The organism is Bradyrhizobium sp. USDA 4461, from assembly GCF_054055655.1.
Genome location: NZ_JBSRXM010000001.1, coordinates 7,689,593 through 7,702,302, shown reverse-complemented (window position 1 = coordinate 7,702,302; position 12,710 = coordinate 7,689,593). Strand labels below are relative to the sequence as shown.

General features: G+C 65.5%; 8 protein-coding genes. 4 read left to right on the top strand and 4 right to left on the bottom strand.

Translation table 11 applies throughout. The features are described from left to right. Window positions 1-3: 3 nt before the first annotated feature. Entirely contained in the window at window positions 4-1,560 is a 1,557-nt protein-coding gene (locus tag ACVINW_RS36225) for an NADH-ubiquinone oxidoreductase-F iron-sulfur binding region domain-containing protein (protein WP_456755714.1), read from the bottom strand. Then, window positions 1,557-2,033, bottom strand: a complete 477-nt coding sequence (locus tag ACVINW_RS36220) for a formate dehydrogenase subunit gamma (protein WP_028331545.1) — start codon at window positions 2,031-2,033, stop codon at window positions 1,557-1,559. The genes ACVINW_RS36225 and ACVINW_RS36220 overlap by 4 nt, the downstream gene beginning before the upstream one ends. Before the next feature lie 256 nt (window positions 2,034-2,289). Here ACVINW_RS36220 and ACVINW_RS36215 point away from each other — a divergent pair, with 256 nt between their 5' ends. The 3 genes from ACVINW_RS36215 (at window position 2,290) to mdoH (ending at window position 6,962) form a co-directional block, all read left to right on the top strand. Next, entirely contained in the window at window positions 2,290-3,186 is an 897-nt protein-coding gene (locus ACVINW_RS36215; protein WP_456755713.1) for a LysR family transcriptional regulator, read from the top strand. A 204-nt stretch (window positions 3,187-3,390) separates the two neighbouring features. After that, window positions 3,391-4,857 carry a glucan biosynthesis protein G gene (locus ACVINW_RS36210; RefSeq protein WP_456756579.1) on the top strand — a complete coding sequence of 489 codons (1,467 nt, stop codon included), beginning with the start codon at window positions 3,391-3,393 and terminating at the stop codon, window positions 4,855-4,857. Then, window positions 4,845-6,962 (top strand): glucans biosynthesis glucosyltransferase MdoH, encoded by a 2,118-nt coding sequence (gene mdoH / locus ACVINW_RS36205; protein ID WP_456755712.1) that lies wholly within the window; start codon window positions 4,845-4,847, stop codon window positions 6,960-6,962. Before ACVINW_RS36210 ends, mdoH begins: the two co-directional genes overlap by 13 nt. A 10-nt stretch (window positions 6,963-6,972) precedes the next feature. On the opposite strand, the gene ACVINW_RS36200 is transcribed toward mdoH, so the two are convergent. Next, the gene (locus tag ACVINW_RS36200; RefSeq protein ID WP_456755711.1) at window positions 6,973-9,294 is read right to left on the bottom strand and encodes an ATP-binding protein; all 2,322 of its coding nucleotides are present in this window, start codon (window positions 9,292-9,294) and stop codon (window positions 6,973-6,975) included. Between the two features lie 192 nt (window positions 9,295-9,486). After that, window positions 9,487-10,875 carry a cation diffusion facilitator family transporter gene (locus tag ACVINW_RS36195; RefSeq protein ID WP_456755710.1) on the bottom strand — a complete coding sequence of 463 codons (1,389 nt, stop codon included), beginning with the start codon at window positions 10,873-10,875 and terminating at the stop codon, window positions 9,487-9,489. Window positions 10,876-12,327: 1,452 nt separating this feature from the next. Between ACVINW_RS36195 and ACVINW_RS36190 the strand changes: the two genes are divergently transcribed. Then, the gene (locus ACVINW_RS36190; RefSeq protein WP_456755709.1) at window positions 12,328-12,579 is read left to right on the top strand and encodes a hypothetical protein; all 252 of its coding nucleotides are present in this window, start codon (window positions 12,328-12,330) and stop codon (window positions 12,577-12,579) included. The last annotated feature ends 131 nt before the right edge of the window (window positions 12,580-12,710 follow it).

Sequence of the window (12,710 nt, the reverse complement as noted above, 5' to 3'; positions counted from 1 at the left end):
CTGTTATTCCGCGGCCTGCAGCCGGGCCGGTGCGGGACCGAAATCTTCCCGGAAGTGTTTCAGCGCGCTCATCACCGGGTAGGGCGTGAAGCCGCCGAGTGCACACAGCGAGCCGAATTTCATGGTGTTGCAGAGGTCTTCGATTACGGCGAGATTCTCGGCGACGCGCTCGCCGTTGATGATCTTGTTGATGGTCTCGACGCCGCGGGTCGAGCCGATCCGGCACGGCGTGCACTTGCCGCAGGATTCGACTGCGCAGAACTCCATCGCAAAGCGGGCCTGCTTGACCATGTCGACGGTGTCGTCGAACACCACGATGCCGCCATGGCCGATCAGGCCGTCGCGCGCGGCAAACGCCTCATAGTCGAACGGCGTGTCGAACAGCGCGCGGGGGAAGTAGGCGCCTAACGGGCCGCCGACCTGCACTGCGCGCACCTCCCGTCCGGTGAAGGTGCCGCCGCCGATCTCATCGACGAGCTCGCCGAGCGTGACGCCGAATGCGGTCTCGAACAGGCCGCCATATCTGATATTGCCGGCGAGCTGGATCGGCATCGTGCCGCGCGAGCGGCCCATGCCGAAATCGGCATAGGCCTTGGCGCCGTTGTCGAGGATGAAGGGGATTGCCGCGAACGACAGCACGTTGTTGATCACGCTCGGACGGCCGAACAGGCCCTTATGCGCCGGCAGCGGCGGCTTTGCGCGGACGATGCCGCGGCGGCCCTCCAGGCTTTCCAAGAGCGAGGTCTCTTCGCCGCAGACATAGGCGCCGGCGCCGACCCGGACTTCGAGATCGAACTCATGCTTGGTGCCGCCGATCCGCTTGCCGAGCAGGCCGGCGCGGCGGGCGGCCGCGATCGCGGCGTTCATCGCCTCGACCGCATGGGGATATTCCGAGCGGATGTAGATGTAGCCTTTGGTGGCGCCGACCGTGATGCCCGCGATCGTCATGCCCTCGATCACGACGAAGGGGTCGCCTTCCATGATCATGCGGTCGGCGAAGGTGCCGCTGTCGCCCTCGTCGGCGTTGCAGACGATGTATTTGCGGTCGGCATTGGCCTGCGCCACGGTCTTCCACTTGATGCCGGTCGGGAAGCCGGCGCCGCCGCGGCCGCGCAGGCCCGAGGTCGTGATATCGGCAAGGATCTGGTCGGAGGTCAGCGTCAGGGCCCGCTCGAGGCCCTTGTAGCCGCCATGGGCGCGGTAATCGTCGACCGAGCGCGGATCGACCACGCCGCAGCGCACGAACGTCAGCCGGGTCTGCCGCTTCAGCCAGGCAATCTCGTCCGTGACACCAAGCCGCAGGGCGTGCTGGCCGTTACCAGCCATCGCATCGAGCAGCGCAGGCACGTCCGCCGGCGTCACCGGACCGAAGGCGATACGGCCTTGCCCGGTCGAAAGCTCGACCATCGGCTCCAGCCAGCACAGCCCGCGCGAGCCGTTCCTGACGATCTCGATCGCTGCGCCACGGGCTGCTGCGGCCTGCTCGAAGGCGAGCGCGACATCGTCGGCGCCGACGGCGACGGCCGCGGCATCGCGGGGGACGTAGATCCGCATCGTCATCGCTGCGCCTCCGCGACCAGCGCGTCGATCCGCGCTTCGTCGAGCCGGCCGACCACGCGGCCGTCCAGCATCGCCGACGGCGCGGTGGCGCACAGCCCGAGGCAATAGATCGGCTCCAGCGTCACGCGGTCATCCGCCGTGGTATTGCCCAGAGCAACGCCAAGCTTGGCCTCCGCGCGCGCCGCAAGCGCATCGCCACCGGCGGCCTGGCAGGCCTCGGCGCGGCACAGCTTGAGCACGTGGCGTCCGGCCGGTTGCTTGCGGAAGTCATGGTAGAACGTGAACACGCCGTGCACCTCGGCGCGAGACAGGTTGAGCGCCTCGGCAACCATCGGGATCGCCGGCTCCGGCACGTAGCCGAATGCCTCCTGCAACGCGTGCAGGATCACCAGCGTGGCGCCTTCAAGCCCGGCATGCTCGGCGATGATCTCGGCGCCGCGCGCCTTGTCCCAAGGTTCGTATCCCACCGTCATCAGCGCTTCTCACGATCTGTTTTTTGCTTTGCGCATCTGAGTTGGAATCGTTCGAAACATCAATAAAGCTGTCTCATGCGGCGATTGCGAAACGCGATTAATAGAGTTGTCGAATGGGTCGATCCGGGATCGCAATAATGTTCTGGAATCACGCACTTCCGGGGCGCTTTGGATTTCGGGATCGCACCCCGATCGTGCTACCTATGGCCGCGTCGGGCTGCCGCCCGGGGCACCGTTTTCCGAAGGGATTTGAACCTTGATCGACAAGCTGGAACTTCTGCTGGCGCTGGCCAAGGAACGGCATTTCGGCCGGGCTGCGGAGGCCTGCGGCGTCACCCAGCCCACCATGTCGACCAGCCTCAAGCAGCTCGAGGAGATCCTCGGCGTCATGCTGGTGCAGCGCGGATCCCGTTTCCAGGGTTTTACGCCCGAGGGCGAACGGACGCTGGACTGGGCGCGGCGCATCGTCGGCGACGCGCGCGCGATGAAGCAGGAGATCAACAGCCTGAAGGACAAGCTGTCGGGCGAGATTCGGATCGCCGCGATTCCGACCGCGCTCGGCATGGTGGCCGCGCTCACCACGCCGTTCCGGGCGCGCCATCCCGATGTCCGCTTCCGCATCCAGTCGTGCACGTCGGCCGACGTGCTCGGCCTGTTGGAGAACCTCGAGGTCGATGCCGGGCTGACCTACATCGAGAACGAGCCGATCGGCAAGGTCCGCACCATCCCGCTCTACAACGAGAGCTACCGGCTGTTGACGGCGCCGGATGCGATGTTCGGCGACCGCAAGCAGGTGACGTGGAAGGAGGTCGGCACCGTGCCGCTCTGCCTGCTGACGCCCGACATGCAGAACCGTCGCATCATCGATCGCGCGCTGACCTCGGTCGGCGCGGAGGCGACGCCAACACTGACATCGAATTCGCTGCTCGTGCTCTACACCCACGTGAAGACCGGACGCTGGGCCAGCGTGATGCCGGCCAAGCTCGCCGAAACGCTCGGCCTTGCGGATGCCGTGCGCAGCATTCCGATCGTCGATCCGGTGGTGGACTATAGCGTCGGCCTGGTGATCCCGCAGCGCGATCCGATGACGCCGCTGATCGCAGCGCTCGTGCAGGTCGCGCGCGAGGTCGCGCCGACGCTGGAGAGCACGTAAGCGCGCAGACATCGGCCGAGGCTCTGTCACGACGGTTCCGCTTCAGAGCGCAGGGCTAGGCGCCGAACGCAATCGTTTGCTTCACGTAGCAACGGTGGAACTCACGGACGGTTGAACGGTTTCATTGCGGCGTCCCGATCAGCGAGAGGAGCCGCTTTGAATCGTCGCCAGTTACTCCACGGATCGGCCGTGTTGCCGACACTCTTGCTGTTGTCGCAGCGTGAGGCCGCAGCCGCAGGGAACACGCCGGACGCGCCGTTCAACCCGTCGACGGTGAGGGAGCTGGCGCGCAGCCTCGCAGCCAAATCGTTCGTGGCACCGGACGAGAAGTTGCCGAACGGCCTGACCGACCTGAACTACGACCAGTACCGCTCGATCCGCTTCGTGCCGGAGCGCGCGTTGTGGCGCGGCGCGAAGCTGCCGTTCGAAGCGCAGTTCTTCCATCGCGGCTTCTTCTACAAGAACAAGGTCCAGATCTTCGAGGTCGCGGACGGCAAGGTCAGCGAGATCGGCTACAGCAAGGACATGTTCTCGTTCGGTGATACGGTACCCCCCTTCACCGAGGCGGATCTCGGCTTCGCGGGATTTCGCATCCATGCGCCGATCAACAAGCCGGATTATTACGACGAGGTCTGCGTCTTCCTCGGCGCGAGCTACTTTCGCGCCGTCGCCAAGGATGAGACCTATGGCCTGTCGGCGCGCGGCCTCTCGATCGATACCGGCGAGGCCAAGGGCGAGGAGTTTCCGTTCTTCAAGGCGTTCTGGCTCGAGCGTCCGGTGCCCAACGCGACCTCGCTCGTGATTCATGCCTTGCTCGACAGCAAGAGCTGCGCCGCGAGCTATCGCTTCACGATCAGGCCCGGCAAGACCACGGTGTTCGATGTCGAGGCATCGCTCTATCCGCGCGCCGATCTCGAGCACATAGGTCTTGCGCCGATGACGAGCATGTTCTTCTTCGGGCCGAACGACCGCAACGAGGTCGACGACTTCAGGCCGTCGGTGCACGATTCCGACGGACTTGCGATCTACAACGGCAAGGGCGAGAGCCTGTGGCGTCCGCTGAGCAATCCGCGCGACCTTCAGATCAGCACGTTCCAGGATATCAATCCGCACGGCTTCGGGCTGATGCAGCGGGAGAAGAATTTCTTCGCCTATCAGGATATCGAATCGAGCTTCGAGAAGCGTCCAAGCCTGTGGGTCGAGCCGATCGGCGACTGGGGCGAGGGCGCGGTGATCCTGTTCGAGATCCCGACCAGGGAGGAGATCCACGACAACATCGCCGCGTTCTGGCGGCCGAAGGCGCCGCTCAAAGCCAAGAGCGAGACCAATCTCACCTACCGGCTGCATTGGGGACCTGATGCGCCGAAGCCGCATTCGCTGGCGCGCTTCACGCGCACTGGCATCGGCGCACATGGCGAGAACAGCAAGCTGTTCGTGCTCGACCTGTTCGGCGACAATCTGAAGGGGATCGATCCTGCGAGCATCAAGGGTGTCGTGTCGGCCGAGAAGGCCGAGATCACGAACATCGTCACGCAGCCGAACCCGAACACCGGTGGATGGCGGCTCAGCTTCCAGTGCGCGGTCAAGAAGGAGCCGATCGAGCTGCGCGCGCATCTGGCGCAGGACGACAAGCCGCTCTCGGAGATCTGGGTCTATCGATGGGCGCCATAGTCACGTCGCCTCGTCGGGACGTCGCCGCGGCGGCCGACGGCTTCCTGCCGCACGAGAGCCCGCTTGCGATGGCGACCGCCGATCTCGGTCAGCCGCCGCATGCGGTGAGCAAGCCGGTGTCGGTCGGTGCGGGCATGTTGATGCGCCGCGCCTTCGTGCTGATGCTGACCGTCGCGCTGACCGGCGCCGGCGCCTACGAGATGTACATGGTGGTCCAGGTCGGCGGCGTGACGATCATGGAGTGGATGGTGCTGGTGCTGTTCGTGGCACTGCTGGCCTGGATCGCGTTCTCGTTTGCCTCGGGGCTGGCCGGCTTCTTCGTGCTGCTTCGGCGCAAGGGCAACGCGTTGCCGATCTCCGCGGATGGCCAGTTGCCGCAGCTCGCGAGCCGGACCGCGGTGCTGCTCCCGACCTACAACGAGAATCCGCATCAATTGATGGCGCGCCTGCGCGCCATCTACGAGTCCGTCGAGGCGACCGGGCAGGGCGAACGCTTCGACTGGTTCGTGCTGAGCGACACCCGCGATCCCGACATCTGGATCGCCGAGGAGCAGGCGTTCCTCGCGCTGAGCGAGGCCTGCGGCGGACGGCTCTACTATCGGCATCGCGCCGACAACACGGCGCGGAAGTCCGGCAATGTCGGTGAGTGGATCACGCGGTTCGGCGGCGGCTATCAGTTCATGATCGTGCTCGACGCCGACAGCCTGATGTCGGGCGACACCATGGTGCGGATGGTTCATGCCATGGAGACCAATCCGCAGGCGGCGCTGCTGCAGACGCTGCCCGTCATCGTCAACGCGCGCAGCCTGTTCAGCCGCCTGCAGCAATTTGCCGGCCGGCTCTACGGGCCGATGGTCGCCGCCGGTGTCGCGTGGTGGCACGGCTCCGAGGGCAATTACTGGGGACACAATGCCATCATCCGGATTCAGGCTTTTGCGGAGCAGGCCGGCTTGCCCGAGCTCTCCGGGCGCAAGCCGTTCGGCGGGCACATCCTAAGCCATGATTTCGTCGAGGCGGCGCTGATGCGGCGCGCGGGCTGGGGCATCTACATGGCGCCGGTGCTCGGCGGCAGTTTTGAGGAGGTGCCGCCGTCGCTGCTGGATTTTGCCGCGCGCGACCGCCGCTGGTGCCAGGGCAATCTGCAGCATCTCGCCGTGCTGAGGACGCGCCGCCTGCACTGGGTCTCGCGGCTGCATTTCATGACCGGGATCGGCTCCTATGTCACGGCGCCGATGTGGCTGTCGTTCCTGCTGCTCGGAATCCTGATTTCGTTGCAGGCGCGCTTCATTCGCCCCGAATATTTTCCGAAGGGTTTTTCGCTGTTCCCGAACTGGCCGGCGCAGGACCCCGTGCTCGCCGCCTGGGTGTTCGGCCTCACCATGGCGCTGCTGATCGTGCCGAAGCTGCTCGGCTACGTCCTGCTGCTGACGCGGTCGGACCTGCGCCGGCAATTCGGCGGCGGCTTCCGCGCGCTTCTAGGCGTCATCGCCGAGGTGTTGATTTCCGCCATGATCGCGCCGGTCATGATGGTGTTCCAGTCGGTTGCCGTCATCGAGATCCTGCTCGGCCGCGACTCAGGCTGGCAGACCCAGCGGCGTGACGACGGCGAGGTCGAGCGCCGCGAGTTGTACCGCAAGTACGGCGTGCCCACCGCCTGCGGCGTCGCGATGGCGGCGAGCGCCTATGCGGTATCGTTGCCGCTGCTGCTGTGGATGTCGCCGGTGATCGTTGGCCTGTTGTGCGCGATCCCGATCGGCGCATGGACGGCCAAGCCTGCGATGCGCGGGCTGTTCGTCACGCCGGAGGAGAGCGGTCCGCCGAGCGTGCTGCTCCGCGCCAACGAACTGGCGTCGCGGCCTGCCCACGCATCTGCGCCCGCGCTGGCGACCTTGCGGGAGGATGCCGGCCTGCTGCATCGGCATCTGTCGTCGCTGCCGCCGGCGCGGCGCAGCGGCCCGGGGGACATCGATCTTCATCGCGCGGTAGCGCGTGCGCGGATCGAGGCAAGCGACAGCTTCGACGAGGCCGTCACGCATCTCACGTCGCGCGAGACGTTGGCCGTGCTCGGCGATTCCGCGCTGCTGAAGGACGTGCTGGCGAAGTAGCGTAGGAGCTTCAGGCCGCTTCCGGCAGCCTGGTCTGCAGCGAGCGCGGATCGCGGGGCAGAGTGACGCGGACCACGGTGCCGACGCCGAGCTTGGAGCGCAGCTTCATCGAGCCGCCGTGCAGGTTGGTAAGCGAGCGCGCGATCGCAAGCCCGAGACCCGAGCCCTGGTAGCTCTTGGTGAGTTGGCTCTCGACCTGCTCGAACGGCTTGCCGAGCCGTCGCAGCGAGTCCGGTGCGATGCCGATGCCGCTGTCGGCGATCAGGAGCACGATCGAGTCGTCCAGCATCTGGCCGCGCACCAGCACGCGGCCGTGGTCGGGCGTGAACTTCACCGCGTTGGAGAGCAGGTTGACGATGATCTGCTTGACCGCGCGGCGGTCGGCGACGACCGAGATCGTGCTTTCGATGTCCGACTCCAGCGACAGGCCCTTGTGCTCGGCGCGGCCGGACACCACCCGCAGCGACTCGGCGAGGATGCCGGAGAGGTCAAGCGGCTCCATGTCGAACTTCATGCGGCCGGCCTCGATCTTCGACATGTCGAGGATGTCGTTGATGACCTCGAGCAGGTATTTCCCCGACGTCAGGATGTCGTGGCAGTACTCCTCGTACTTGTCCGAGCCGAGCGTGCCGAACAGGCCGGAGCCCATGATCTCGGAGAAGCCGATGATGGCGTTGAGCGGCGTGCGCAGCTCATGGCTCATATTGGCGAGGAATTTCGACTTCGCGGCGTTGGCGTCCTCGGCACGGGTCTTTTCCTGCGAGTATTTCTCGGCGAGGTCGGCGAGCTCAACGGCCTGCCGCTCGAGCTCGGATTGCGAGCGCTGCAGGTCGATCACGGTGGCGCGCAGCCGCAGATCGTTGTCGACCAGCTTCTGCTCGTGCGCCTTGATGCGGGTGATGTCGGTGCCGACCGAGACATAGCCGCCGTCCTTGGTGCGGCGCTCGCTGATGTGCAGCCAGCTGCCGTCGTCGAGCTGGGCCTCGAAGGTGCGGGCGCCCGGCGCCGGCACGCCGCTTTCGTGCAGGCGGGTGCGCACCTCGGGCATGCTGCCGACCTCGATCACGGTCTCGTAGGAGGTGCCGGGGCTGACGGCCGAGTCCGGCAGCTTGTGCAGCCGCTGGAAGTGCGAGTTGCAGAGCACCAGGCGGTCATCGGCATCCCACAGCACGAAGGCCTCCGGAATGGTCTCGATGGCGTCGCGCAGGCGGAGGTCGGCTTCCACCGACTTCTCGGCGAGGCTCTTCTGCTCGGTGATGTCGACCGCGATGCCGATCAGGTGCAGGCCGCCGTCGGCGGCGGCATGGCTGAGCTCGCAGCGCACGCGCAGCCAGATCCAGTGGCCGCCGACATGGCGCATGCGGAAGCTCTGGTCGATGTGATCGATCTTGCCGGAGATCAGCTGGTCGGCGAAGTCGAACAGGTTGATGTCGTCGGAGTTCACCAGCGCGTTGACCTCGCCGAAGGTGAGCAGGTCGTTGCGGGTGTCGAGGCCGAGCAGGGTGAACATCGACTGCGACCAGAAGATCCTGCCGCGCGACAGGTCCCAGTCCCACAGGCCACAGCGGCCGCGGTTGAGCGCGGTGTCGATCCGGCCGCGCACGGCGTCGTTGATCAGGTCGCCCTCGCGGGCGCGGGTCGATTGCCAGTGGAACGCGAAGCCGAGGATCAGCACCACGAAGCTCGTGGTCGCCGACAGCGTCACCGAGAGGGCGGCGTCCGATCCCCAGATCGGCTCGTTCATCTCCTGGATGACGACGACCTGGCCGGGCAGCGACTTGACCAGCGCCGAGATCGCCAGCGCGCTGCTGCCGTTCGGCAGCGTCATGTCGCTGACGGTGCCCTGCTGGCCCGGCGCGATCAGGAGCTGCGCGGTGGAGACGATGTCGAGGATGCGGTCGTTCTCGCCGGCGCCGTCGATCGGCACCCGCGCCAGCACGCGGTGATCGGCGCTGGTGATGATGACGTGGCGGCCATAGGCGATGCCCCAGGACGGGATCAGGTCCGGCAGCAGCTCCTGCATCCGTTCGATATTGGCGAGCCGCTCGTGACGCACCGAGGTGAGGCGATCGAGACGCTCGGCGAGGATGTCCGAGAGCGCAGCAAGGTCGCGCTTCATCGCGCCGCGCTTCTGCCGGTTCTGGTCGATCACCTGGACGAAGGCGCCGAGGCAGATCGTGATGAGGAAGGCGATGATGAGAGTAGGCACAGCGCGGCGCAGTGCAGGTTCGGCCGTCAAGAGCCTGTGATAAGCCGGTTTCGCGATCGACTGCGCCAATCCCTTGATCGAATCGGATTGGACGCACGCGTTCGCTGCATGCGCGCGCGCCATGCCTTAGACCCCCGCTCTAAGCTGATTTTTACCCGGTTCGGATGCTCCCCACGATGCATCCGAATCATGATCATTTGAATCCAGATTTCCGGGACTGTCGAGAGTCAACGATTCGTTAATGCGAAATAATTCTTGTCAAAAACAGAATCGGGATGCGCAAAGTGAGTCCGAAAGGAGAACGGCTCCGTAGAATTACGCGCGCTCGGGTTCTGCGTGACTGATCACACGCTTCACGGTGGGGAACGCGCGGCGCATCTTGCGTTCGATTTCGTCGACGCCTTCGTGCACCTTGATCACACTCATCGTGGGCGCGGCGCGGCAATGGAAGTTGACGATCTCGCCGGCATCGGTGTTGCGCACCCGCACATTATGGATGTCGTGGATCGCGCCGCCATCGGCAAATCCGGTCAGCGCCGCCTTGATGGTTTCGATACGCTCGGGTGCGGCGTCGGTTCCCCACGGCAGTTCCGGCTCGAGCGGCTCGATATGGGTGTCGACCTCGACGTCCTCGCCAAAATCCTCGCGGATCGCACGCTCGAGCTCGTGAGCGATGTCGTGCGCGGCATCGAGCGCCATGCCGCTGTCGACCTCGAGATCGATGCTGACGATCAGCTTGCCGCCGATGTCGTGAACGGTAACATGATGGATGGCGAGGCCGGAGTTGCGCGCGATCACCATGATGCGCTCGCGCACGCTCTCATTGTCGCGCGCCACAGGCACCGCGGTGAAGGTGAGGTCGGCATCGCCGAAGGTCTTGCTGACAGCCTCCTGCGCCCGGCACTTGATGTCCTCGACGCGGTCGATCGGGTAGGTGCGCGGCACGGTGGCGATGGCGTCGATGAAGTGCGTCGCGCCGACCATGCGGACCCTCAGGCGCTCGACGTCGACCACGCCCGGCACGGCCTTGATGGCGGCGGTGGCCTTTTCCAGCGCGCCTTCCGGCGCGCGGTCGAGCAGGGTCTCGACCGTCTCCCGCGCCATGCGCAGGCCGAGCAGGGCGATCATCACGGCGACCGCGATCGCCGCCGCGGCGTCGCCCCACCAGAACCCGAGGCCGGCCAGCACGAGGCCGACGATGACGGCCAGCGAGCCCATCACGTCGGAGGCGAAATGCAGCGCGTCGGCGGCCAGCGCCTGGCTCTTGGTGTCGCGCGCGGCGCGATGCAGCGCGCGGGCGCGCCACAGATTGACGCCGATATCGAGCAGCAGGACGACGAACGGAATGGCCGAGATCGACGGCGGCGGCGCGCCTTCGCGGAGATGGCTGTAGGCCTGGACCAGGATGCCGCCGGCCAGCACATAGAGCAGGGCGATGATGAAGAGTGCCGAGACGCTCTCGAACTTGCCGTGGCCGTAATGATGCTCGGCATCGGCCGGCTGGTCCGACACCCGCACCACCGCCCAGGTGATGATGGTCGCGACCAGGTCGATCGACGAGTGCAGCGCCTCCGAGATCAGCGCCAGCGATCCGATCGCGATGCCGACGACGAATTTTGCCAACGCCATGGTGCCACTGGCGAGGATCGAGATCGCCGCGACGGAGGTCTTGGTGGAGGCTGCGCTGGTGTCGGAAGAGCTCATGGGCGGCGGTTTAGCAGGCCATCTGTGAACATCAAGTGTCGTCAGTCACGCGTCATGCGCAATCGCAACTCACTTGCAAGAGCGAATATCGAGAGAGAGTTGTTGCGAACTGTTCCGAATCCAGGGCATGCGTTGCTCAACTTCACCAACCTCATCAAGTTCATCCAGGCATCGAGCGTCGTTCTCGCGGCGCGTTTCGCCCGAGCTTTGCAAATTCGTTCGCCCTCGGAAGAGGGCGCAGGGAATGCCGGGTGCGCGCTGCACCCGCGGTCCCGTGTGCAAAAGTGGAAACAAAAACGCACACGAGCATACAGGTTCAGCGGGAGACACTCCGGCATTCCCTGCGCGATGGGTTTACGGCTTACTTCGTGCTCTCCCCGGCGAGACCGGGCTTGCTTGTCACCGTCTCCGCAAGAGCGCCTAAGCGCCTTGCGGGGAGACACCTGCCACTGGGGCGTCAGGACCACACGACTTCACCGTCCGCCTCATGCATGCTCGTCAGTCACACACGCGGCGGCCACCGCATCTCATCGCAACACCCGTGACGATCGCGAAGCGCCCCTCGATCGGATGAGACGGGGAGTTCATACATCAAGCTTCGATTCGGATAAAGCGAAATATTTTTGCAGCGAGGGGTTGACGGATTTTGCTGAGTTGCCCGTCGTGTCGAATGGGCAACAGTCATCGTCACCGCAACTGGACGATCCTGCTTATCGCGAGACGGCAGGCGCGCTATCATGACCATGGCTTTGACAAGATTGAACCGGAGGCTGGTCGCTGATCGACCCTGACGGATGCCGAGAGGACACAGTCTTGGATGACATTGGACGGAAGAGGGACACGCCAATGAACTCCACGCCCACGCCGAATGCAGGTGAGCCTGGTGAGGGCCCGATCGCGAGCGCCGATGAGCGACTTGCGGAAGCCCACAAGCAGATCGCCCGCGCTGATGAAGAGCTCACGCGTTTGAGCGAGCAGCTCGCAAGGATGGAGCGCGACGCTGCATCCCCGCCGCCGGCTGAAGCTGAGCCGCCCTCGGTTGGACCTGCGCCTGCTCCTGCCCCCGCTCCTGCATCGGCCGGGCCCGGCCCGCAACCATCTTCGGGAAGGCCGGCTTTCCGGGCCCTTGCCGCCTTGTCGATGGCGGGGTGTGTCGTTGTCGCTGTCCTGGCTTCGCAGTCGTCGTATGGTGCGCGGGCCAAGCTGGCTGTCGCCCGCTGGGTGCCGCAGCTCGCGTCAGCTCCGTCACTGCCGCCGGACGATCCGCCGCTTCCCGCGCAGCCCGCTCCATCTGCGGTTCGAGTTGCCGCGGCGGACGCCCCGCCACCGCAACCGACGCCTGCGCCTTCGACCGCAACGCCGAAAGCAACGCAGGACAGCGCGCCGCCAGCTCCTCCCGCGCTTCCCGATCAAGCTGAGCTGCTGCAAACCATTGCGCGCGATCTCGCGAACATGCAGCGGAACATCGAACAGCTCAAGGCGGACCAGCAGCAAACGGCCCGCGAGAGCTCAAAAGCCATCGAGGAACTCAAGGCAAGCCAGGAAGAATTGAAACGGGCGCTCGCGAAGGTTTCCGAGCCGAAGACGTCGGCGCCTCCGACGCCGCCGGCTCCAACTGCGCGCAAGCCGCAGCGGACATATGAGCCGCCTTACGCGAGAGCGCCGCCGCGAATGCCGAGGGAATGGCTCTACGACGATTGGTAATCGTCGATGCGATGATGATCGATTCTGATCCGGCAGCAGCGCCTCGATTGAGAATTCGGCGCGGTGTCACTTTCGGTTATCCCCATCAGCGCAGTGGTCGCATGCCCCGTCAAAAGCAGGGTGCGGAATGT